Consider the following 21,955-nt stretch of genomic DNA (forward strand, 5'->3'; position numbering starts at 1 on the left):
AGTATTTGCCATGACTAAATCCCGCAGCGACTGGGAGCAGCACTTCCAGTCCCTCAGCCTCGAAGGCCGTGCCTTTATCGACGGCCAGTACTGCGCCGCCGCCAGTGGCGCCACCTTTGAATGCCTGAGCCCGGTGGACGGGCGCTTCCTGGCCAACGTCGCCAGCACCGATCAGGCCGATGCCGATCGTGCGGTGGCGGTGGCGCGCCAGGCGTTCAACAGTGGCGTCTGGTCGGGCAAGGCCCCGGCCGAGCGCAAGCGCATCCTGATTCGCTTCGCCGAGCTGATCCTGGCGCACCAGGAAGAACTGGCGCTCCTGGAAACCCTGGACATGGGCAAGCCGATTGGCGACTCCATGGCCATCGACATTCCGGCCACGGCCAACGCCATTCGCTGGAACGCCGAAGCCATCGACAAACTCTACGACGAAGTGGCGGCCACGCCCCACGACCAGCTGGGCCTGGTGACCCGGGAGCCGGCGGGCGTGGTGGCGGCCATCGTGCCGTGGAACTTCCCGCTGATCATGGCCAGCTGGAAGTTCGCCCCGGCCCTGGCGATGGGCAACTCGTTCATCCTCAAGCCGTCGGAAAAGTCGCCGCTGACCGCGATCCGCATCGCCCAGCTGGCCCTGGACGCCGGCATCCCCAAGGGCGTGTTCAACGTCCTGCCGGGTTACGGTCACACCGTGGGCAAGGCCCTGGCCCTGCACATGGACGTGGACGTGCTGGCCTTCACCGGCTCCACCGCCGTAGGCAAGCAACTGCTGGTGTATTCCGGCGAAAGCAACATGAAGCGGGTGTGGCTGGAGGCCGGTGGCAAGAGCCCCAACGTGGTGTTTGCCGACGCCCCGGACTTGCGCGCAGCGGCCGAAGCGGCGGCCGCGGCCATCGCCTTCAACCAGGGCGAAGTCTGCACCGCCGGCTCGCGCCTGCTGGTGCAGCGCTCGATCCGCGAGCAGTTCATCCCGCTGCTGGTGGAGGCCCTCAAGGGCTGGAAACCGGGCCATGCCCTCGACCCGCAAACCCGGGTTGGCGCGGTGGTGGACCAGCGCCAGTTGGACAACGTGCTGCGCTATATCGACATCGGCAAGGAGCAGGGCGGGCAACTGCTGGCCGGCGGCGTCCGTGCCCTGGAAAGCAGCGGCGGCCTGTATGTCGAGCCGACGATCTTCGACGGTGTGACCAACGCCATGACCATCGCCCGGGAGGAGATCTTCGGCCCGGTGCTGTCGGTGATCAGCTTCGATACCGAAGAAGAAGCGTTGCAGATCGCCAACGACAGCATCTTCGGCCTGGCGGCCGGGGTCTGGACCGCCGACCTCAGCCGCGCCCACCGCTTCGCCCGTGGCCTGCGGGCCGGCAGCGTGTGGGTCAACCAGTACGACGGCGGCGACATGACCGCGCCGTTCGGCGGCTTCAAGCAGTCCGGCAACGGCCGCGACAAGTCGTTGCACGCCTTCGACAAATACACCGAGCTCAAAGCGACCTGGATCAAGCTCTAACTCTTATAACAACAGCGGCGGCGGGCCTGGGCCCGTACCCGCTGGGGAATTTCTCATGCAAACCTACGTGAACAGCTACTACGCGGCGACCCGCAACCAGACCACCGACTACCCGCAACTGGAAGAGTTGGTGGAGTGCGACGTCTGCGTGATCGGCGCCGGCTACACCGGCCTGTCCTCGGCCTTGTTCCTGGCGGAAGCGGGCTACAGCGTCACCGTGCTCGAAGCGGCCAAGGTCGGCTTCGGCGCCAGCGGGCGCAACGGCGGGCAACTGGTCAACTCCTACAGCCGCGACGTAGACGTGATCGAAGAACGCTACGGCGAAAAAAGCGCCGAAGTGCTCGGCAGCATGATCTTCGAAGGCGCCGACATCATTCGCCAGCGCATCCAGCATTACGACATCCAGTGCGACTACCGCCCCGGCGGCATCTTCGCTGCCCTGAACAACAAGCAGCTCAAGGGCCTGGCGGAACAGAAACGCAACTGGGAACGCCTGGGCAACCACAACCTGAAACTGCTCGACAAGGCGCAGATCGACCGCGAAGTCGGCACCAGGAACTACATCGGCGGCTTGCTGGACATGCAGGGCGGCCACATCCACCCGCTGAACCTGGCCCTGGGCGAAGCCAGCGCCATCATCGGCCTGGGCGGCAAGATCTTCGAACAGTCGGCGGCGGTGGAAATCACCTACGGCGAACCCAACGTGGTGCGCACCGCCAAGGGCGTGGTGCGCGCCAAGTACCTGCTGATCGCCGGCAACGCCTACCTGCAGCAAGACCTCGATCCACGAGTGACCCGCAAGAGCATGCCCTGCGGCTCGCAGATCGTGGTCACCGAGCCACTGCCGGAGCAACTGGCCCGCAGCCTGATCGCCAACAACTACTGCGTGGAAGACTGCAACTACCTGCTGGACTACTTCCGCCTGACCGGCGACAACCGCCTGCTGTACGGCGGTGGCGTGGTCTACGGCGCCCGGGAACCGGACGACATCGACCAGTTGATCCGGCCGAAGATCCTCAAGACCTTCCCCCAGCTCAAGGACGTGAAGATCGACTACCGCTGGACCGGCAACTTCCTGCTGACCATGTCGCGCATGCCGCAATTCGGCCGGATCGAAAAGAACGCCTACTACATGCAGGGCTACAGCGGCCACGGCGTCACCTGTTCGCACCTGGCCGGCAAGCTGATTGCCGAAATGATCCGCGGCGACGCCGAACGCTTCAACGCCTTCGCCTCCCTGCCACACCTGCCGATGATTGGCGGGCGCACCTTCCAGGCCCCGCTGACCGCCATGGGCGCCGCGTACTACGCCCTGCGCGACCGCTTCGGCATCTAAATGCACGTAGCGGCTACAGCCCCACTCTGTAGCCGCTGCCGCAGGCTGCGACGAGGTCCGCAGGACCTCCCGACGCCCCCGACAGCGCCCACATTTCCCCCGCGGCACCCCTCATCGCCAGTCTTTACAGCTTGCCTGTCAAACATGTTTAAATAGCCGCCTTTTCAGGCTCCAGGGCAGCCAAATCGCGACATTCGCGACCCAACCGCCGCAAAAATACCCTTAAGTACTTCTCGCATAAGGCTGTTATGGACACGGGCACCCGACTCAAACTCGTTCGCGAAAGCTACAAACTCTCCCAGCGCGAGCTGGCACGTCGCAGTGGCGTCACCAATGCCACCATCTCCCTGATCGAACAGAACCGCGTCAGCCCCTCCGTCAGCTCCCTGAAAAAGCTGCTGGAAGGCATCCCCATGTCCCTGGCCGACTTCTTCACCTTCGACCAACCGCCCCGCGAGCACCAATACGTGTTCCGCGCCAACGAACAGCCCGACCTCGGTCGCGACGGCCTGCGCCTGCTGATGATCGGCGCCCCGGTGGCCAACCGGCAGATGCGCTTTCTGCGCGAGCAATACGCCCCCGGCGCCAGCTCCGGCGAAGAAGCCATCGTGCACAGCGAAGGCGAGGAGTGCGGGCTGGTTGTTCGCGGCACTGTGGAGTTGACGGTGGATGGGCAGGTGAGTGTGTTGAATCCGGGGGATGGCTATTACTTTCCGACCACCTTGCCTCATAGCTTTCGCAACATTGGCCAGGATGAGGCAGAGATTATTAGTGCGAATACGCCGGCGAACTTTTGATCGCAATCGTTTTTCATCTCTTGGGGAGATCTCTAGATTTTTCACCAACGATTTTTTCGAGAGTTTAGCTATGGCTCTTAGTTTGTTGCTGACTCGATTGATTATTGTTTTTTTAGCTGGAGCCGGTTTTGGAGGGGGCGATTGAGTACGTGAAATTTGAATTGTACGGGTTTGTGGCGGCTATGGGGTTTATGCTGGAGAGGTAAATTTTTATGAATCTAAGCAAGCTTGTAAAGCTTTGGGTTTATTGTTTTTCAGGCTTCGTTTTTTTCGAAAGCTATTAAATAATGCTTGTCTGTATAGGTCATTTTGATGGGTTTTAGCTTTCAGAGTGGTGGCTTTGGGTAGGAGGGGAGGTTGGAGGCGCTAGCCTCCAACGGGTAATTAGGATTTTTAATTTATTTTTTATGATTTTTCCATTTCGAAATAAGTTCGCTCGCAGCGGTCCGTTAAACTGCTTTTTCGTCTCCCGTCTTTTTCATCAATCACCTTGTCTACGAGCCCCATTTCTTGAAGCTTTCCTGTACGCCTTCCAACTAGTTGATGTGTTACATCTAATAGTGCGGCAATTTCACCCGCTGGCATTTTGTGCCCTTCATCTTTCAAGACGGTAATTATTTCTATCTCTACAGGTTCAAGCATTATGTCTTTGTTTAAGTTGTCTACTTCATTTTTGAAGTCATCAGATAGACTAACTACAGCACATATACCCTCAAAGCACTCAGGGCATCTCCACCCAAATCTTTCGATGCTCTTCTTGTCCTCCATAGGATGGCAGTGCTCACAGTTTGCACACCGTATAGTTTGGCTTGATGCAAGATAGTCATGCACGGCATGGCTGAAGTCAAAGCAGCGTTGGACAAAATAGTTCCTATATTGTCTTCCGTCTGGGTAGCCCCATGCCATTCTTTCACTTTCCGTTAATCCCATGAAGAACGCATAGACTATTACGTGCTTACTGTCCTTGTCGCGGGTGTTTTTGTATCTCGATAAAAAAAAGTTTGACTCTAGAGATGAAAATATATCTTCCAGCTCAGGGGAAACGGTGAAGTGACTTATTGGTAAGTTGCTGCCAAGCTCACTGAAATATTTTCCTCCAATTTCTCCGTCTGTAATTTTCTTTCTCACAGACCTGGCTTCTAGTACAAGGTGATCAAGAAGAGTTTTCTGGTTATGTCTGTCCATTTTGTTTTCAAATGGTTCGAGAGCATACCTATTCAGCTTCTCAAAATATTTTAGAGTTGTTCCTTCATAATACTTTTTTGAAGCGAGCCTGATTGACTGTCCTGTGATTTTTTGTCGTTTGGAGATCTTGTCCAAGTAGCAGTGGTGCAAAATATGTCCCATTATTCGAGGGACGTTAAAGGAGGCTCTGAACATAAGGCCCATATACTCCTCTATAGAGTTTGAACTTGTGTCGAAGTAATCCTCTATCTTTAAACCGAAAACCTTAAATCTTGTGTGTAATAGCCGAGATGCATAGTCAGTGGCAGCTTTCTCCATGTCTTGGATTTCATTTGCCTCATAAAGATCAACAAAGTCCAATGCAATTGTATCTGTTTTGCTGGGGTCAATACGGCCGTAGTAGACTCGCCCTGGATATCCTGCGATTTTTAGTTTTACCGACTCTTTACTAGCGTTGTTTAGCGGTGACAGAATTACATCAACAAAGAGTCGCTGGTCTAGAAAATTTAGCTCTGAAAAGTCATCAAAAAAGACTACTAGTCTATTCAGCTTGGCTTCACCAAGCATTGTCTGTATTTCTGTTAGTATGTCATCAAAAGGGAAGGATTTAAGGACTACATCAGAGTACTCGTCGTAAAGTTCCGAGTCGTCTAGTGCGTCATCAAACTCTGTTGAGGTAAGCTCGCCTTCGCCAGAGAGCGAAAGATCCTTAAGGCCAGCTTTAATGCCGGACTTTAGCTTGTCTGTAGTTTTTATTCCTCGTTTTGCTTGCTGCTGGACTCGCATTTTTTTACTGATTCTCTGAAGGATTGGAACTTCATCCTTCTCGAGTTTGGTGCTTTTCACTTTATTTGCTAGTTGGGAAAGGTTTTCTTTAAGTTCTATAAATTGTTTCTTTTGACCTGTCCAGCGGTCCCATAAAGACATACTTTCGCAAGCTTCGCTAACTTCTTTTAGAAGTTCGGAGATTACTTTGGCTAGCATGGTTTTTCGTAGTAAGTGAGCTTTGTATGCTGGAATAGAGATTCCAGAGTCTTCAGCGTTCTTCTCACTTATTTCTGCTAGCGTCAGTACGTCGCATATTGACTTGACGTCAAGATATACAGAGATTATGTTATTTTTTTCACGTAAGGTTGACTGTGCTTTGGCAAAGACAGTGCTTTTCCCTGTTCCTTTTCGTCCCAGTAAAAATGTAGTATTTCCGGATAGAATAGATGTTAGGACAGCATCTCCAGGTAGGGGGTCTACATAAAGTTGGTCTACTGGTCGTTCCCCAACTTCATTTTCAAAGTCTTTCAGCTCTGCTCTGCGGTATTGTCGAAGAGATTCTGCTATTTTTGCAAACTCAACTATGTTCACTGGCGGCTCCTTTGCCTGATGAATCTATAAGTTTTCTTTTGAGTAAATTTTTGCTGTTTTAGAGTGTGTGAATTTAAGTTTCTAAATTTTTATGGGTCGTGTTTTTCAGCTTTTAGAGGTTAAGTTTTATACTTGTTTCGTTTGAGTAGAGTCTTCTAAGAGGGCAGCGATAGTTTTCAAACTCGGCTTCGTTCTGAAGCTATCAAAATGCCATGCTTTCGTCTATCGATCTCTTTCTAGAGAGAATTTTTCGCTGCGATTTGGCAAGCAAAATACTGAAATGATAAAAGCGAGATCTATGTGTCAACCGCCTTGCCCCTCCGAATCAATGCTTCTATAGTTCGCCCCGTCGCCGCACATCGGCGACCGGACGTCGCGGTCTGGAAAAACTAAGCGCACAAAGCGCCCATCACTATGTAGGCGCTTTTTGCTGCCTGGCATCGTGCTATGGCGGCTGTGTGTGGGACACCTTCGGGTGTGCCGGTTTCTTAGTTTCCGGTCCGCGAACCCGCGCACAGCTGCCACCCTTATTCGTTTCGCGGCGAAAAGTGGCAGTCAATCAAACTAAGGAAGGTACAACTCAATGACTAGCTCGCACGTCTGCAACCCCATCCCGCTCACTCGCAACGACACAGACCATCCCGTCCTCTACCTGGACGCCAACGCCTCGTGGACCGATCTGTATACCTGCGCTCAGCAACGCATCGGCGCAGCCCGCAACCTGCTGGAAATCCTTGACTGCGCTTCTGGTCCGCAGGACCTCTCACAGATCCGCTTTGCTATCGGCCTGTTGCTCAGTGATGGCTTCGATCTGCTGCGTACCTTGGGTGATAGAACCTTGAGGCAGGCTGATCCTGCCTGAGCCCTGGTGGAGTAATGAAGTAACAAAAAAGGCGACGCAATGCGTCGCCTTTTTGCTTGGACCGGTCGCGCTCCAGCGATCAGCTCTGCGTCCGTTGTCCTACCTCTGCCGTTGGCCTCAGATGCGCTCGCTGACTCTTAAGAATCACTTTAGGGCCTGCTTCGAACTCCTGCGTTAGCGTCCCCTATCTCCCGGATGGGAGGCCCTTTTACCCAGAGCGTAGGAGATGCCGGATGATCTCTTCCTCTCGCCTGGGCGATAGCCATGTCTGCCCGCTGCCGGGGTACGGCACCACTCCTATCGTTTCTGCTTCCAGCAACGTCTTAATGAATGGCATGCCACATCGAGGAAATCCGCAAGAGGCGCAGCCTTGATCCTGGGCTATAACGGGCCTTTCGGCTGAAGACATTGATCAGGGCATCGGCATACTTGCCGGGGTGATTCGCCCCTTCATCGAGGAGCGCTCGCAATAATGGCGGGACTCGGTACCCGACAAAAAAAGGAGGCGCTCCGTAGAGCGCCTCTCCATGCCGGTTACTGTTCGCTGACCGGCTTCGAATCAGCAGCCTCAGCTCCCCCGATCATGATGCGTTTAGGCTTCGCTTCCTCCGGAACAACCCTGAGCAGGTCAATGCTCAGCAGACCGTTGGTGAGCTTCGCACCCTCCACCTCGATGTGATCCATCAAGCGGAACGACAGCCGGAATGCCCGCTGTGCGATACCTTGATGCAGGTAAGTGACAGCTCCGTCGCTTTCTCGCTTGTCACCGGTGACGGTCAACACACCTTTTTCAACCTGAATGTCCAAATCCTCTTCGGCCAGGCCTGCTACCGCGATCACGATCCGGTAGTGGTCATCACCGTGCTTTTCGACGTTGTGCGGAGGATAGGAAGTACCGGCCTCACTGCGAAGCGCCGATTCAAAAAGGTCGTTGAAACGGTCAAAGCCGACCGAGTGGCGGAAAAGTGGGGCCAACGAAAGGGTAGTAGCCATTGCAAAATCTCCTGAGGTTTCTCCAAGTGATTTGAGGCGCGGCCCGCATTCGGCACCGCGCAAGAACCTAGGTATGTGCCAGAAGCAAAACTTCAAGAGCCCAAAAAAATTGATTTTATCTATCAATTTCAAAGAGTTAATCGCCGTTTTTCAATGTGGCGAAGATACTCGTTGAGTCGCTACAGGTTCTGGCGGTGAATTCAATCAGCCGTTCTTGAGTCCCGGCAGTCCCTGAGCTTTGCGCCATTCCTTCACGGCTCTGGTCACCCCCTCGGCGGAGTTATCCGCGCCGGGCTCAGGGTGGAAAATCAGGTCGTAGCCATCTGGATGGCCGGCGAGCTTGCTGAACCTTTCAAGCAATTCGCCTAGCTCATCGTCCGTCCCGCTCTTGTTGACGGTTCGTATGTTTTTCACGAAGGAAATGAATTCGGCTTCGGTAAAATCGGAGATGTCTTCCATGTAGTGCCTGTTTTCTCTCGTGAAGGTCAATGTGGTTTCGTGGGTCTTTAATCTTCAAGCTTTCTGCGTCTTACGCCACCCAAGCGTCTTGGTCTGCGGGGGCACTTTCAAGGGATCGGCTCTGGGTTCGTTATCTTGCCTCAGCCGCCGCCCCTCAGCGCCACTCGCCGCGTTTTGAGAATCTCCTTAAGGCCCTGCCCGAACTCCTGCGCTACGGTCCCCTGTCTCCCGGATGGGAGGCTTTTTCACTCATAGCGCAGGATGCCAAATGATCGCTTCTTCTCGCCTGGGCGACAGCCATGTCTGCCCATTGCCGGGGCACGGCACCACGCCCATCGTTACCGCTTCCAGCAACGTCACCATTAACGGCATGGGCGCGGCCCGGGTCGGTGATGTCTGTGGCTGCGGCGCGGTGATTACCACAGGATTTCCGTCTGTGCTGGTCAATGGCCGGCCCTTGGCCCATGTGGGCAGCCTCACCAGCCATGGCGGCAGCATCGTCAGCGGCTCTGGCGATACCTTCGGCGGCTCGCTTTTCGCGCCTGCCGAGGGCGCCGCCATCGTCAACTTCGCCACGTTGGGCGCCATCCGCGCCGATGGCTCGGTGGATGAGTCGCGCATGGCCACGCTGCTGGCCGATCCGGCGCTGACGGAAAAAGCCCAGGCGGCCAATGCGCTGGTCAGCCCGTTGGCTGCCTCTACGGCGGCCCTGCAGGAGGGCGTCGAGCCGGGGTTTCATATCGTCGAGCAGCCCATGTCCCGCTCGGCACTGGAGTCCATACTCTTCGCCACGCCCGATAGCGCGGTGCTGGAAAAGTTTCGCCGCCTCAACCCGCAGCTCGGCGACTACGCCAAGCCGGGGCAGTTGATCGTTCTCAGTGATCCGGCCAACGTCCAGTGCACCCGTGAGGAGGCCTGGCTGATGGAGGCGGCGGAGAAGGTCAACGCGGCACTGGAACCGATGAGCGATGAAGAGGCCAGTTTCCTGGCGCGCCATCGTGATCTGCTGGAGTCCTTTGCCTCCCAGGGATCGACCGCACTGGGCGTCGGCGCCGCGATCTTCGCCAAGAACCTGGAGGACGTGAAAGCCTCGCTGCGGGATATCGAGAGCCTACATAAACGTACCTTTGAGCGGCATGGGCATTTGCGTTCTGCCGAGTTTTTTGCCGAACGCAAAAGGTTGCTGTCGCAGTTGGATACTCGGCTGACTGCCTTTACCCGCAAGGGGATCGGCTTTCCCGAGCATCCCAAGTTGAAAACGGCGCTGGGGATTTCCAGTCGCAGCCTGGTGCATCACTGGAAGCTGGCAGGTGCGCCGGGGCAGATACCGGGGTATGCGACGAATATGCAGGGTGTGGTCAAGGCGTCTCAGTATGTGAAGCGCTTGGGCTGGCTGGGTATCGGGCTGGGAGGGGGAGCTTCGTATTTGAAGGTTCAGGAGGTGTGTACGGCGGGCAATGTTGAGGCTTGTGAGCGGGTGAGATTGACAGAGGGAGGCAGTTTTATTGGGGCTGTCGGTGGTGGTATGGCGGCGGGCACGATATTGACGGGTTCTGTTGCAAGTTCCGTTTGTGTGGGGTTAGGAGTTCCTACCCTGGGTGCCGGAGCTCTGGTTTGTGGACTAATAGTAGTAGGGGTTGGTTCTTATGCTGCTGGCACTGCAAGTAGTCTGGTGGGAGAAAAGGTAGGAGAGCGGATCTATGAGATGCAGAAATGAACCTAGTCAGTACAGTGTATGAATTTTCTGTCCTTCTGGGCGCCGTGGCTCTATCGGGGATTTTCGTTTGGATGGGCGTCTGCCTGTATTGGGGATATACCCAGGTCGATGAGTTTCTTGAGCGTCTCAAGCATTGTTCTGCCGTCATGAACCTGGCTCCGCTTAAGCAGGGCGGTCCTTGGGCAAGGTTGTTGTTGGTCGGGGGGGTGACGTCTATCGTAACTTTTCCACGTGTATATCTTAAGAATGGCGGTGTCAGTGTGGAGGATCTCGATAGTTTTCCGCAGAACTTGAAGAACAGGTTTGCCGTATTGCAGTGGGTTGGGCGCGGACTCATTGCGGGACTGCTTATATCTGCCGGAGCGATAAAATTAATAGAGCTGAGTATCTGAGTTGTTCGGGGGAGGGTTTAAGTGCGGTCTGTGGACAAACTCTCCGGCGAGCTAGTTTATAACCCACATCATTCCATTCAGCCTATTCAGCAGTTCGCGTACATCAAGGGTAAAAATGCAACTGACAGCGCACTCATCATTGACGCCATTGACTTGCTGTAGCCCTTTGCCTTCCAGGGATCGACCGCTCTGGGCGTCGGCGCCGCGATCTTCGCCAAGAACCTGGAGAACGTGAAGGCTTCGCTGGGGGAGATCGAGAGCTTGCATCAGCGTACTTTTCAGCAACACGGGCATTTGCGTTCTGCCGAGTTTTTTGCCGAGCGCAAAAGGTTGCTGGCGCAGTTGGATACTCGGTTGACTGCCTTTACCCGCAAGGGGATCGGCTTTCCCGAGCATCCCAAGTTAAAAACGGCGCTGGGGATTTCCAGCCGCAGTCTGGTGCATCACTGGAAGCTGACAGGTGCGCCGGGGCAGATACCGGGGTATGCGACGAATATGCAGGGTGTGGCGAGGGCTGCGAAGTACGTGAAGTACGTGAAGTACGGAGGATGGTTGGGGATTGGGCTTGGGGGAGGTGCTTCATACATGAAGGTTCAGGAGGTGTGTACGGCTGGCGATCTTGAAGCTTGTGAACGGGTGAGATTGACGGAAGGTGGAGGCTTTCTTGGTGCCGTTGGTGGAAGTGCCGTGGTTGCTGGCTACTTGTCGGGGGGAACGGCTGGAGCTATGTGTGTAGCTCTGGGAGTTCCAACAGGGGGGATTGCTACAGTTGTATGCGGACTTGCAGTAGTTGGGGCTGGGTCTTATGCCGGTGGCGCAGCTATTGGGGCCTTGGGAGAGCAAACGGGTGAAGTAATATACGAGATGGTTCAATGATTTTTATCGATTTTTTACACAAGGCTTTAGCGCTGCTGGGTGGGGTATTTATTCTAGGTATGTTTGTTTGGATCTACTTATGTCTACGTTTGGCATATACGAGAATGGACGAAATACTAGGTCTTCTTAAAAACTGCACGGCAATTATGAGTCGCGCGCCACTCAGGCATGGAGGGGCTTTGGGTAAATTGCTGTTGATAGGAGGTATATCAGGAATCGTTGCCTTTCCTGGTTTTTATCTCAAATATGGAGGTGTGAGTCTTGAAGATTTGAATGGGCTTCCAATATCACTCAGGAAGAAGTTTGTTTTTTTGCAGTTGAGCGTTATTTTTTTAATTGTTGGGGCATGTATATGTGCTGCAGGTATAAAGTTGATAAAGCTTTATGCGGGGTAAAGCATTGCATCGATCCTATGGGGGCGGAGTCTTGGCCAGTGGTTTAAAGGCAGTAGGGGGGACTTACGCCGGCAGCACTGCAAGGGACTGGTAGGGGAGAAGATCGGGAAAAGGGTCTATGAGATGTGCTTTTTCCGCGGAAGAAGCTGCAAATGGTTCCCCTCTCCCTGATCGAACAGAACTCGTTAGCGCGTTGTACATTGACCTTCCTGAAGGAAATCTTTTAACGCAGCCTGATAAATAGTTAATGGTTGATTCTCGGTGCTGAGCAGGGCAAATGGAATTGCTGTCAGGTGTGAAAATGACGTTGCACTTATTGAGTAGGTTTTCTGTCTGCAAACGCCGTGGTTGTTATTCAGTGTGAAGTCGAAGGTGAATAGATCTGGTCTGGTACACCAGCTAGGAATCAGGCCAAGACTTAAGCCTGTTAAGTAATCTTGTGTGCAAGCTCCTCCGAATGAATACTCTGAGACTTTTATTTCTAATTCAGGGGTGAGTGAGGGTGTGAGCTTTGAACTATTGTCTTGTGCATTTGGAATGATTTTTCGCGTCGCCTCGTATGCGCTCTTTCCTAAACGACTGTTTTTCCATGGAGAGTTGGTTTCATAAGTGAAGTGGGAGATGGTTTCTTTTGTTTTGGGTTCGAGGTGTTCATTGATTGGCGGCGTGGACGTATATGTTGTGCAGCCGGAGCCCACCATGGCAAAGCAGATAACAACCAATCTGTTAATTATCAAATGACGCATCCTGAGCTTTCCCTGGCTGTGAGCTGTCCGATATTTATTGTGGGCTATTCATTGGCTATGTCAGGTTGATCCTGAGTCACCGCGACTGAGTTGTGCCGATACGAAAAAAGGCGACGCAGTGTGTCGCCTTTTTACTTGAGCGGGGCGCTTGCAAAAAAACGCGCGGTGCCCGCTGTTTTGCCTCTATCGTCGATCTCAGCAGCCGGAAGCCTTGAGCCCGGTGCCGATGGTGACCGCGTTGACCTGCACCTTCTCAAAGGCCTTCTGCGCGACGGCGTCGTATTTCTGGTCGCAGTTGAAGCGAGTCTCCATCACGTAGTCTTCGCCCTCAGCTTTGCGCATCTGCGCTTCCCACTGGTTGGCGGCGTCGAGCGCGGGATCCGAGGCCAGGACCACCTCCAGCAGTACCTCTCTGAAACCTATGGCACGGGGGCCTTCCCAGTGGGCATAGACGGAAGGGTCGGCGGCGTTGCCGCACATGCTCAGGCAACTGGCGCTGTAGCTCAGGCCACCACCGGACGATTCGGTGAACGCGCCGACGGTGAGCGGCTTGCCGGGAGCAGGAGCGAAGGTGTCGACGAACTGGGTCAGGTCGGCCTGGCATTTGGGCGTCAGTTCCATGCGCAGTTTGCTGACTTTGCCGCCTTCTATGGTGGCGGTGATGTTGCAGCCCTGGACTTTGAAGCTGTGCTCATCGCCGAAGGACTCTCGAGGGATTCCGGCGACGGATTCAAAGTACCGCTGATTGGTGCCCAGCATCTCGCCGGTGAAGACTTCGGCCACGGAGGCGGCATGGGCAACGTCAACGGACAGGGCCAGTGTTGAGGCAAAAAGGCTAAGGATCAGCTTGTTCATGGGAGAGTCCTTTCAATCGGCGACCAGAGTCTTTGGTCATCTTCAAGTGGGTTGGGGGACGGGAGTTTAGCAGGCGTTGCTGCTGTGTTCTTTGGGCGGCTTGCTGATTTCTCTGTGTACCGGCCATGGAGAAAGAGTTGAGGCCTGGTGCATTTTCTCGAGGAAATACCGGGTATCCGGCAAGCCGCGACCCATCCGTTCAAGGTCACCGGCCGCCAAAGCCATCAGGGCCCGCAAATAGCTCATTCGACAGAAGGCACCGAGGCTTTGCTGCCCAAGCGAATCAGTTCATTGGAGAAGCACAGACCGAGGATGATCAGTGCCGCGCCCGCATACAGGCTTTCACGGGGAACTTCATTGAGCGCCACAAACGCCAGCAGCGCGGCGAACAGTGGCTCGGTCAACTCCAGCGCTTGCACTTGGGATGGCTTGAGGTACTCGATGGCCTTGGTGGTGCAGAAGAAGCCCAGGATTGTCGGTAGCGTGGCCAGCGCCAGCAAGGCGGCGATCGCCAGTGGCGACAGTTCGCCCAGCGTGAAGCCGTCGGCCGCCGCCGGCATCAGCAGGTACAGGCCGCCGAAGAACAACAATTGGCGGGTGAAATGCAGTCCTCCTGACACCCCCATGCGCTTCATGGCAACCGAAAAGGCCCCATAGCCGCAGCCGGCCATGGAGGCAAGCGCCGCACCTTCCAGGGTAAAGCCCTGCTGCAGGTCGCCGCCGAATATCACCGAGATCCCGGCGATGGCCAGTGCAGCGCCAACGGTGGCATTCGCGGTGATGGGATCCCTGAGAAAAATGCGCCCCAGAATGATCGAGGAAATGGAAGCACTTGCCATCAGAACCACCACCACACCTGCCGCCGCGTAGTGTCGATAGGCGGAGGTTTCGAAATGGAACAGCACAAAGATGCCAAGGAAGGCGCAGATAGCCGCCTGGACCCATTGGCTCGATTTCGTCGGGCGCTTGAGGAAAAACAGCAAGATCGACAGCAGCACGCAACCCAGTAGGGTCTTGATGACAGCGACGCTGCTCGCGGTGAAACCATTATTCATGAGGACTTTGCTGAGTACACCGATCGTTGCGTTCAGTGCCGCAGCACAGAGTGCAAACATGACGCCTTTGCTGAAAGTGGATTGCATCGATGACGATCCCTGTCGCTGAATGGTTGTTCGATAGAATGCCGCCCGCATCGACGGCGCACAGTTTGAGTGGACGAAGATCCCAGCCATCCCGGCCGTGATCGGGGCATAAGCTCGCTCCCTCGGCAGGAGGTTGTCGACCTTCTTGAAATGCCCGCAAGCAAGGCTGGAGAACGTGGCTGGATCAGGTGGACGTTCACTTCCGGGCAGCGCGGTAAAGTCCTGCCCAAGTGGATGGCCGAGGCAATGGGCTGTCCGGCAAACGAGCTCTCCACGCCGCAGGCGATTATGCACTGAGTACTCCCTCTACGGGATCCACACGCCCCGACAAGAGCCGAATGCAAGCACCCTGGTTGCGCTCGCCAGTTGATCAGCCCTCATCACTGAGCCGAGGAAAGCTCCTCCAACCGGTGTCGCCCCGAAGGGACAGTCAGCCGGCCTGGCCCTTGGCGAGGCAATGAGCGTTGACGAAGGTTGCAGTGTGCTGCAACGACTGACGTATATCCGGTTTGGCTATGCCATGCCTGCTGGCAAATTGCTCGACGGCTGCGGTATCAAAACGAGTGGTCTGGATGAAGTCCAAGGCTTCGGGCTGGGTATTCATGAATCGCGCGACAGGAGGAATGCTCAGTAGCCACTTCAGCAGTCGGAGCGAAACGTGATGCTTGGGAGACTTCAAGCCCAAAGGTTGTGCCACCTGCACCAACATTTCTCGCAAGTTGGGCGTTTGCGCATCCAGCGCCAGCAGTTCCTGGCCCGCCATGGCTGGATCAAAAGCACTCGCCGTCATCAGCTCCACCAGGTAGTCCACGGTGACCAATGGCAGCCAGTGCCTGGCGGTACCGGGCACGGCCGTGAGCTTTCCCTGCACCAGGTTGCGTATCAGCGCCACCAGCGGCTGGCCGTCGAGAATATGCCCCGTGCGGCTGTGGCCACATACTGTCGCGGGGTGGACAACGGTCAGCTCTCCGCCCTTGGCGGACATGGTCTCCAGGGTCACAAAATGCGCTTCCAGCTTGCTCGCCTCGTAACCACCGACATGCCGGTAAAGCGCAGGCCAATCGGTCCGCTGCGGATGGTGAGGATCGATGCCGATGCGTCGCAGGTGTTCATGATTTTGCAGCATGTAGCCGCCGATCATCACCAACCGGCTGTTTTGCTCAGCCGCCAGCAGCGCCACGCGCTTGGCTCCTTCCACGTTCACCGCACGAGACTGTTCCAAGGTAAGCCCCCAGGCGAAGTGGGCACCCAGGTGGAAGACGACTCTGGCGTGCCTCAGCGCTTCTCGGTCGGCAGGACTCAGCCCGAGCTGATCCCGTTCCAGATCGCCGGCCACGGCCAATATCCGGGAGGCGCAGCCGCCCAAATGGTCGACTTGCTCCCGCAGTGCCGCGAGTCGCTCCGGGCGACGCATCAACACCCGAACGGTGTGACCTTTTGCACTCAGGTGTGCCAGCAAATGTTGACCGATGAAGCCGGTACCCCCGGTGACAAAGCACTCCACGCTCATTTCCCTGTTCCTTGTTGAAGGTGAGAAACCAAGCGTAAACTATCGACCCAACTCTATGGTCAAGTGGTGTTTTCATGAAAATTGGTGAAATCGAGGCCCGCAGCGGCGCCAGCCGCCATACGCTGCGTTACTACGAGCAAATCGGCCTGATCGCACCGCAGCGACGAACGAACAACTATCGTGTTTACACCGCGCAAACGCTGCAGGACCTGGACTTTATCCAGCGCGCGCAAAGCATGGGGTTTTCCCTGGGGGAAATAGGCGAGATTCTCGATGCGCAGCGCAACAAGCTGATCGACTGTGCCGAGGGCGCCAAGCTCATTGAAAAAAAGATGGCCGAAATCAAACAGAAAATCGCCAACTTCCAAAGCATCTATCGGTATCTGGACGAAGAGCGTGCCAAGCTCGAAGCCAGTGCTGCCGAGCAACTTGCGCTGCAGCGGTTGAACGACGCTTCCAGCTGAGCGGCCCGCATCCAGCCATCGGCGTAGCCCCGCAGCAGTGCGTCATGCGCGGTCGACAGCAACAGGCCTGCCGAACCAGCACCTTTCCTGTGTGCTCAAGCCGGAAGCGGAGGTCGTGCTGGTTACCACAGGGCTCTGGCCGTAGTGGAGACCTAAGGTTTGGCCCGATCCCATCGACACTCCGCCAACCGCTGCACATCGGTTCCGCTCTTTTCTCGCCTGTCGATGTCGCCGTCGGCGTTCAGGTAGATATGGGTATGGGGCCATTGCGGGGTGATGCTGATGCAGTGATTACGCCCCGTGTTCTTGCTCCACCAGGAAAATTCCATGAAGAACTCGTCGTCGGGGAAGAGCACGCCATGATCGGTTGCGCCGCCTCCGGGAAGCATTCCTCCTTTATCAATCCGATCCTGGACATTCCAGATGTACCTGAGCTCATCCCGGCCGGCTTGGGAGTAGTGAACATTCAGCCTTGGCAACGCGAAGTCCCAATGCGTGACCAGCCCAAACAGCAGCGGTATCCAGAGCAGCTTTACGTACCATGGCCGGCGCGTGCTTGCATGGAGGGGCCAGAGTTTCATCTCCATCCTTTGGGCGTATTTTTTTTGGGGGGCGTGGGTTGAGAGTGGAGACGGCAGTGTCGCAGCCGGTCGTTGTCCACTTCCGGCTGCTGGGCTGAATCGCCCTTAGCAATATTACGAAAAAATACAACGTTAAGACAGTCGATGAGTTGAAGGCTCTAACTAAAGGTGGCAGATCAACGACGCACAGGAATGATGGCGTTTTGAAGCATTCTGTAAGTCATGTAAACAAGTTATGAGTAGGCTAGAAATGGAAGATGGAGCCACACAATGATTGATAGTATAGAAGTTAAAGAGTTTGATGATCTGGAGGGGCAGTTGCTTGATGCGAATGTTTCTTATGGCGAGATGGCGCGTGAGTACGCTAGTTATCTAATGGGTCTTATCCAAAGAGGTGAATTAAAATCTATTGCTGCCAGCAAGTTGGAAAAGTTGGTGCCGTTTTTGAAAGAGGCCATCTTGCGCGAGCGTATCGAAAGTGATGAGGTACTTCGAAAGAAGCTCACTGTCGATCTCTGGAAAATGGAGCAGCAAAGTCGCAAGGAAGATGAAGATTTTGCAAATTTCATCCGAGGTGTGCTCTATTGCTATGGTACAGAGGAGGTTTGGGAAGAGGAGGGCGATTGTCCAACCCCTATCTATCTTTACTTTTTGATCCTGAAAAAAATATTGCCGGGTCTGAGGAAAGATTTTATTAGTAGTTTTAATCGATTCCTTGGAGGGCGCAGCTAAGCCATTCTCTGTTTTTTTGTCGGGCTCAGATAATAATGGCTGGAGAGAATCTCTCCAGCATTACTTAGGCCAGAACTACAAAGATAGTGCAATCGGTTCATAAGAAGTTTTAATCGCAAGGCTCAAAACACAACCCCGGACTAATACACAATGCAGGTTGGACAATAGTGGGGGCGGCTTATGTTCTTGAGGGGCTACCGGGCATCTTGTAATCCGCGATCAATGAGTCAAACCTGGCCACCAAGCCGGCCGAGCCTGCTGCCATTGCAGCGGTCGACTCACTGGCGCGGTCAGCACCGTTCAGCGCCTTTGAAAATCACCTTGGCCCCGCTGAAGCGGGGCAGTCCGTGCGTTCTCCTCGATATCACCCGGCAAGTGGTGCCGATCCGTCGTACTGCTCAAGCAGCTGCTGTTCAAGGGTCACGATGGCCTGTTTAACCTGCTCAACACAGTCGCTCACCAGGGGCATGTTCAGGTCGGGGCTCTGACAGGCATCTTCCAATTGCCGGCAGCTCTCCACCAGTTGCTCGCCCTTGACGACTCGCGCAGCCCCCTTGATGCGATGCGCCAACTCGGACAGCTCCGCTGTTGCTTGGTCGCGGAGCAGTGTCTCCAGGGTCTGCAGGTCGGTGCGATTGTTGCTGAGCAGTTCACTGAGGATGTGTTGCAGCATGGTCGGCTCGCTGCCCACCAGGGTATGCAGGGACTCCAGGTCGAATACCTGTGGGGATTGGCTGCTGACGCGTTCTTCCGGCGGCAGGGGCGCGCGTTCCTCTTCCTCGACCTGACCCAGGGCCAACAGGCGCGCTTCCAGTTCATCCAGGCTGATGGGCTTGATCAGGCAGTCATTCATTCCGGCCAGGATGCAACGCTCCACTTCCTCGGGCTGGGCGTCGGCGGTCAGGCCGATGATCACGATCGGTTCGTGATGGCTGTCGCGTTCATCCTGACGAATCGAGCGGGCCAGTTCGGCACCGTTCATGACGGGCATGTGGCAGTCGGTGATGATCAGGTCAAAGGCGTGCTCGCGCCAGAGCTTGAGTGCCTCCTGTCCATTCTTCGCTTCGATTACGTCGTGCCCGAGAAACGCCAGTTGCTGTCCCAGGACCTGACGGTTCACCGGGTGATCGTCCACCACCAGAATCTGCAGGCGGTACATCTGCCGTCGCTGAAGGTTAGGCACAGGTTCGGCGGCGGCCAGGCGCTCCAGCGCTTGAAGGCGAAGATCCACTTCCACCTGGGTGCCCTGGCCCAGGGTGCTGTTCATCGTCACAGTGCCGCCCATCATTTCGCACAGGGAGCGACAGATCACCAGTCCCAGGCCGGTGCCTTCGGTATTGAGCACATTGCGCTCGACCTGGGCAAAAGGTTGGAACAGGCGCTGCTGGTTGCTCGCAGAGATGCCTATTCCCGAGTCTTCGACCCGCAGTTTGACCTGCAGCAACGACTGCTCCAGCAGATCGCCGGTGATGCTCACCTTGATGAAACCGGACTCGGTGAACTTGATGGCGTTGCTCAACAGGTTGGAAAGAATCTGCTTGAAGCGCATGCCGTCTACCAGCACATCGCAATTGATGCTGGAGTCGATTTCGAGGATCAGGCTCAGGCATTTCTGTCGCGCCAGGCCTTCGAACACTCGGGCTGTTGATTCCACCAGCTCGCGCAGGTTGGCGCGTTTGGGTGAAAGGCTCAGGCGCCCCGACTCGATGCGGGCGATGTCGAGAATATCGCCAATCAGGTCCAGCAGGCTCTTGGCAGAGCTGTAGGCAATTTCGATGCTGGAGCGCTCAATCCGGTCGCTGTCGGCCCGTTTGAGCGCCAGTTCCAGAATGCCGATGATCGCGTTCATGGGGGTGCGGATTTCATGACTCATGGTGGCCAGGAACGTGGTCTTGGTGCGACTGGCCTGGTCGGCCAGGTTCTTCGCCTCTTTCAACTCCTGGACCAGATGGCGATGTTTGGTGATGTCCAGCCAGCCGCAGATAACGCCTTTGGTGACGCCATTGCTGTCCTGGAAGGGTTGGATCCAGTGATCGATCCAGACCTCCTTGCCCTGCAATTTGACCTGGTACACCGAGCTGATGGTCTGGCCGTCGCGCACCGCTTGCAGGTAGCTGTGATGCAGGTCGGACTGGGCCGAGAAATGCTCCTCGGGCAGCTGTTGCACGGATTTGTGCAGAACCTGGTCGGCGCTCAGGCCGACACTCTGCAGGTAGCTGCGGTTGCACGAGAGCATGTTGCCGTCCATGTCACGTATGTAGAGAACCGGAGGCATGTTTTCGGCCAGGGCCTCGATGAAGCGCAACTGGTCGTTCAGGGTTTTCTCGGCCTTGACCCGACGTCGCAGATAGAAGGCCCAGGTCAGGGTCAGCACCAGCAGGAGTGCCGCGGCGGCGATGATTTCGGCGATCAGCAGCGCATAGTCGCGCCAGGTTTCGCCACTCATGCCCGGTGGTGAGCGCCAGTGGTTGGCGATGGCGTTCAGATCGTCCGCCGGAAGACTGAGCAGGGCCTTGTCGAGTATGGACTGCAGCTCCGAGTCGCTGCGGCGCAGGGCAAAGCTGGCGGTTGCCCGATTGGTGTGGATCAGGTCGGCGATGCTCAGGCGATTGTGAAACAGGCGGACAATGTAGTAGCGAGCGGCCGGCAACGACACCACGGCGGCATCGGCGCTGCCGTCATAGACCTTGTTCATGGCATCCAGGGAAGCACTGGCCTCGATCAGTTGCGTGCGCGGATAGAGGTCGCGCAGATGTTGCAGGGTCACGTGACCTGATGGCACGGCAATACGCTTGCCTGCCAGATCCTCTGCTGTCAGCACCTGGTCCTGCATGCCACTGGGGGTGATCAGGACAAAGGGACTGGTCAAGAAGGGCCGGGTGAAACGTAGCTTGTCCTCGCGTTGCGGGCTGGCCGTCATGATGGCCATGTCCGCCTCGCCGTTGCTCATGGCTTCAATCTGTTGCGGATAGCTGCCGTTGCGCACCGTCACCTGGAAATGCAGGCCGGTGCGCTGCGAGATGATCTCCAGCAATTCGGCCGCGACTCCGGAGAACACCCCGTTGGCGTCGAAGAATGCCGCGGGAGCCAGGTCATCGTTGATGATCAGGCGTATCACCGGGTGACGCTCGATCCAGCGTGATTCTTCTGGGGTCAGCACAATCTTTTCGCCGGTGGGCACGAAACCGCTGCCAACCCAGCGCTGACTCAGATTGTTCAGTTTTTCCTTGCCGATGGCCTCGATGCTGCGGTCAAGGATGCGCTGAAGACGGGCGTTGTCCTTGTTGATCGCATAGCCATAGCCACCCGTCGCCAAGTCAACGAAGCGCTCGAATTTGAGAAAACCGTAGTAAGAGCGATTGATCTGGAAGTAGGCGCTGAGTACATCGTCCAGGTACATGTCGGCGTGACCGAATGCAGCAGCGGCCAGGGCTTCGTTGTGGGTGGGATAGATCATCAGGTGGGCACGAGGAAAGCGCGACTGCGCTTCGTCGCTGTGTTCCTTGACCACGGAGACTCGCAGCCCGGCCAGGTTTGCCGGGGACTGGCGCAACTCGTCGTTGCGCTTGAACAAGGCCAGCCGCCCATCGGCGAACGGTTGGGTGAACCTGAGCGCATCGCTGGATTGCCCGGGGCCGTTGTAGCTGCCCATCAAGTCGATGGAGGAGGCCTGCAGCGCCTGTAGGGCCTGTTCGCGGGTGGCGAAGGGAACCACCGTGATGCCGACTCCGAGCATCTGCCCGATCAATGAACTGACGTCCGCCGTAATGCCTTCGTAGTGACTGTCGTTGTAGTCGACATTGAAGGGGGGCGACTCTTGTACGACCACGCCGATTTTCAACTCCGACTTTTGACGCAGCCAGTGCCAGTCCTCTTGTTCAAGTACCAGCTCGCGGTGATCGAGACGCACCGCGCTGTACAGAGTATTGGGCAATAGCGGGGCTTGGGCCGCTGCCGTCTGAGGCGCGATGCTCACCCAGCAGATAAGTAGCCATATAAGTCGTAAGGGCATGGTGTCTTCAAACAATGGGGGAGGCTTGGTTGAGGCGAAAG

General features: G+C 56.0%; 19 protein-coding genes and 2 pseudogenes. 12 read left to right on the forward strand and 9 right to left on the reverse strand.

Translation table 11 applies throughout. The features are described 5' to 3' along the window. Positions 1–10: 10 nt before the first annotated feature. The 3 genes from POS17_RS11545 to POS17_RS11555 all read left to right on the forward strand — a co-directional run bounded on the left by POS17_RS11545 (position 11) and on the right by POS17_RS11555 (position 3,634). On the forward strand, positions 11–1,501 hold the full coding sequence (locus tag POS17_RS11545) for an aldehyde dehydrogenase (RefSeq protein ID WP_060838665.1): 1,491 nt from the start codon (positions 11–13) through the stop codon (positions 1,499–1,501). A 55-nt stretch (positions 1,502–1,556) separates the two neighbouring features. Beyond that, a complete protein-coding gene (locus POS17_RS11550) occupies positions 1,557–2,837 on the forward strand; it encodes an NAD(P)/FAD-dependent oxidoreductase (protein ID WP_060838666.1) in 1,281 nt (426 codons plus the stop codon). Between the two features lie 248 nt (positions 2,838–3,085). Then, positions 3,086–3,634, forward strand: coding sequence for a cupin domain-containing protein (locus POS17_RS11555; protein ID WP_060838667.1), 549 nt, complete (start codon positions 3,086–3,088; stop codon positions 3,632–3,634). Positions 3,635–4,039: 405 nt separating this feature from the next. Here POS17_RS11555 and POS17_RS11560 read toward each other — a convergent pair whose 3' ends face one another. Beyond that, positions 4,040–6,178, reverse strand: a complete 2,139-nt coding sequence (locus POS17_RS11560) for a MarR family transcriptional regulator (protein ID WP_060838668.1) — start codon at positions 6,176–6,178, stop codon at positions 4,040–4,042. Positions 6,179–6,761: 583 nt separating this feature from the next. Here POS17_RS11560 and POS17_RS11565 point away from each other — a divergent pair. Continuing rightward, on the forward strand, positions 6,762–7,040 hold the full coding sequence (locus POS17_RS11565) for a hypothetical protein (RefSeq protein ID WP_060838669.1): 279 nt from the start codon (positions 6,762–6,764) through the stop codon (positions 7,038–7,040). Between the two features lie 233 nt (positions 7,041–7,273). Beyond that, a pseudogene (locus tag POS17_RS32670) lies at positions 7,274–7,378 on the forward strand (PAAR domain-containing protein); the annotation flags it as partial. Between the two features lie 196 nt (positions 7,379–7,574). Here the strand turns inward: POS17_RS32670 and POS17_RS11570 are convergent. Together POS17_RS11570 and POS17_RS11575 are read right to left on the reverse strand one after the other, a co-directional pair. Then, positions 7,575–8,033, reverse strand: a complete 459-nt coding sequence (locus POS17_RS11570) for an Hsp20 family protein (protein WP_016968718.1) — start codon at positions 8,031–8,033, stop codon at positions 7,575–7,577. Between the two features lie 204 nt (positions 8,034–8,237). Beyond that, on the reverse strand, positions 8,238–8,492 hold the full coding sequence (locus POS17_RS11575; RefSeq protein ID WP_060841914.1) for a bacteriocin immunity protein: 255 nt from the start codon (positions 8,490–8,492) through the stop codon (positions 8,238–8,240). A 268-nt stretch (positions 8,493–8,760) separates the two neighbouring features. Here POS17_RS11575 and POS17_RS11580 point away from each other — a divergent pair, with 268 nt between their 5' ends. The 5 genes and pseudogenes from POS17_RS11580 (at position 8,761) to POS17_RS30900 (ending at position 11,872) form a co-directional block, all read left to right on the forward strand. After that, positions 8,761–10,209, forward strand: a complete 1,449-nt coding sequence (locus tag POS17_RS11580) for a PAAR domain-containing protein (protein WP_060838670.1) — start codon at positions 8,761–8,763, stop codon at positions 10,207–10,209. Continuing rightward, positions 10,206–10,601 carry a hypothetical protein gene (locus tag POS17_RS11585; RefSeq protein WP_060838671.1) on the forward strand — a complete coding sequence of 132 codons (396 nt, stop codon included), beginning with the start codon at positions 10,206–10,208 and terminating at the stop codon, positions 10,599–10,601. The genes POS17_RS11580 and POS17_RS11585 overlap by 4 nt, the downstream gene beginning before the upstream one ends. 69 nt (positions 10,602–10,670) lie before the next feature. Continuing rightward, positions 10,671–10,760, forward strand: a pseudogene (locus POS17_RS32675) (NYN domain-containing protein); the annotation flags it as partial. 72 nt (positions 10,761–10,832) lie between these two features. Beyond that, positions 10,833–11,477 carry a hypothetical protein gene (locus POS17_RS30895; RefSeq protein WP_177343214.1) on the forward strand — a complete coding sequence of 215 codons (645 nt, stop codon included), beginning with the start codon at positions 10,833–10,835 and terminating at the stop codon, positions 11,475–11,477. Next, positions 11,474–11,872 (forward strand): hypothetical protein, encoded by a 399-nt coding sequence (locus POS17_RS30900; protein WP_082729848.1) that lies wholly within the window; start codon positions 11,474–11,476, stop codon positions 11,870–11,872. Before POS17_RS30895 ends, POS17_RS30900 begins: the two co-directional genes overlap by 4 nt. Positions 11,873–12,057: 185 nt before the next feature. Here POS17_RS30900 and POS17_RS30905 read toward each other — a convergent pair whose 3' ends face one another. The 4 genes from POS17_RS30905 to POS17_RS11605 form a co-directional block, all read right to left on the reverse strand. Beyond that, a complete protein-coding gene (locus POS17_RS30905) occupies positions 12,058–12,618 on the reverse strand; it encodes a hypothetical protein (RefSeq protein WP_082729849.1) in 561 nt (186 codons plus the stop codon). A gap of 195 nt (positions 12,619–12,813) precedes the next feature. Further along, complete coding sequence (locus tag POS17_RS11595) at positions 12,814–13,473, reverse strand: hypothetical protein (RefSeq protein ID WP_060838673.1); 660 nt, start codon at positions 13,471–13,473, stop codon at positions 12,814–12,816. A gap of 242 nt (positions 13,474–13,715) precedes the next feature. Beyond that, entirely contained in the window at positions 13,716–14,615 is a 900-nt protein-coding gene (locus POS17_RS11600; protein ID WP_060838674.1) for a DMT family transporter, read from the reverse strand. Positions 14,616–15,045: 430 nt separating this feature from the next. Next, the gene (locus POS17_RS11605; protein ID WP_060838675.1) at positions 15,046–16,125 is read right to left on the reverse strand and encodes an SDR family oxidoreductase; all 1,080 of its coding nucleotides are present in this window, start codon (positions 16,123–16,125) and stop codon (positions 15,046–15,048) included. Positions 16,126–16,199: 74 nt separating this feature from the next. Between POS17_RS11605 and POS17_RS11610 the strand changes: the two genes are divergently transcribed. After that, complete coding sequence (locus POS17_RS11610; protein ID WP_060838676.1) at positions 16,200–16,589, forward strand: MerR family transcriptional regulator; 390 nt, start codon at positions 16,200–16,202, stop codon at positions 16,587–16,589. Between the two features lie 152 nt (positions 16,590–16,741). On the opposite strand, the gene POS17_RS11615 is transcribed toward POS17_RS11610, so the two are convergent. Further along, positions 16,742–17,170 carry a hypothetical protein gene (locus tag POS17_RS11615; RefSeq protein WP_082729850.1) on the reverse strand — a complete coding sequence of 143 codons (429 nt, stop codon included), beginning with the start codon at positions 17,168–17,170 and terminating at the stop codon, positions 16,742–16,744. A gap of 270 nt (positions 17,171–17,440) precedes the next feature. Between POS17_RS11615 and POS17_RS11620 the strand changes: the two genes are divergently transcribed. Then, complete coding sequence (locus POS17_RS11620) at positions 17,441–17,902, forward strand: hypothetical protein (protein WP_060838677.1); 462 nt, start codon at positions 17,441–17,443, stop codon at positions 17,900–17,902. A 364-nt stretch (positions 17,903–18,266) separates the two neighbouring features. Here the strand turns inward: POS17_RS11620 and POS17_RS11625 are convergent, their stop codons facing one another. Continuing rightward, positions 18,267–21,914 (reverse strand): transporter substrate-binding domain-containing protein, encoded by a 3,648-nt coding sequence (locus POS17_RS11625; RefSeq protein WP_060838678.1) that lies wholly within the window; start codon positions 21,912–21,914, stop codon positions 18,267–18,269. Positions 21,915–21,955: the final 41 nt, after the last annotated feature.

Source organism: Pseudomonas sp. Os17 (assembly GCF_001547895.1).
Classification (GTDB): domain Bacteria; phylum Pseudomonadota; class Gammaproteobacteria; order Pseudomonadales; family Pseudomonadaceae; genus Aquipseudomonas.

Excerpts from the sequence above, each read along its gene's own strand:
- POS17_RS11545 (WP_060838665.1), top strand. The coding sequence starts at position 11 with ATGACTAAATCCCGCAGCGACTGGGAGCAGCACTTCCAGTCCCTCAGC.
- POS17_RS11550 (WP_060838666.1), top strand. The coding sequence starts at position 1,557 with ATGCAAACCTACGTGAACAGCTACTACGCGGCGACCCGCAACCAGACC.
- POS17_RS11555 (WP_060838667.1), top strand. The coding sequence starts at position 3,086 with ATGGACACGGGCACCCGACTCAAACTCGTTCGCGAAAGCTACAAACTC.
- POS17_RS11565 (WP_060838669.1), top strand. The coding sequence starts at position 6,762 with ATGACTAGCTCGCACGTCTGCAACCCCATCCCGCTCACTCGCAACGAC.
- POS17_RS11570 (WP_016968718.1), bottom strand. The coding sequence starts at position 8,033 with ATGGCTACTACCCTTTCGTTGGCCCCACTTTTCCGCCACTCGGTCGGC.
- POS17_RS11575 (WP_060841914.1), bottom strand. The coding sequence starts at position 8,492 with ATGGAAGACATCTCCGATTTTACCGAAGCCGAATTCATTTCCTTCGTG.
- POS17_RS11580 (WP_060838670.1), top strand. The coding sequence starts at position 8,761 with ATGATCGCTTCTTCTCGCCTGGGCGACAGCCATGTCTGCCCATTGCCG.
- POS17_RS11585 (WP_060838671.1), top strand. The coding sequence starts at position 10,206 with ATGAACCTAGTCAGTACAGTGTATGAATTTTCTGTCCTTCTGGGCGCC.
- POS17_RS30900 (WP_082729848.1), top strand. The coding sequence starts at position 11,474 with ATGATTTTTATCGATTTTTTACACAAGGCTTTAGCGCTGCTGGGTGGG.
- POS17_RS30905 (WP_082729849.1), bottom strand. The coding sequence starts at position 12,618 with ATGCGTCATTTGATAATTAACAGATTGGTTGTTATCTGCTTTGCCATG.
- POS17_RS11595 (WP_060838673.1), bottom strand. The coding sequence starts at position 13,473 with ATGAACAAGCTGATCCTTAGCCTTTTTGCCTCAACACTGGCCCTGTCC.
- POS17_RS11600 (WP_060838674.1), bottom strand. The coding sequence starts at position 14,615 with ATGCAATCCACTTTCAGCAAAGGCGTCATGTTTGCACTCTGTGCTGCG.
- POS17_RS11605 (WP_060838675.1), bottom strand. The coding sequence starts at position 16,125 with ATGAGCGTGGAGTGCTTTGTCACCGGGGGTACCGGCTTCATCGGTCAA.
- POS17_RS11610 (WP_060838676.1), top strand. The coding sequence starts at position 16,200 with ATGAAAATTGGTGAAATCGAGGCCCGCAGCGGCGCCAGCCGCCATACG.
- POS17_RS11615 (WP_082729850.1), bottom strand. The coding sequence starts at position 17,170 with ATGAAACTCTGGCCCCTCCATGCAAGCACGCGCCGGCCATGGTACGTA.
- POS17_RS11620 (WP_060838677.1), top strand. The coding sequence starts at position 17,441 with ATGATTGATAGTATAGAAGTTAAAGAGTTTGATGATCTGGAGGGGCAG.
- POS17_RS11625 (WP_060838678.1), bottom strand. The coding sequence starts at position 21,914 with ATGCCCTTACGACTTATATGGCTACTTATCTGCTGGGTGAGCATCGCG.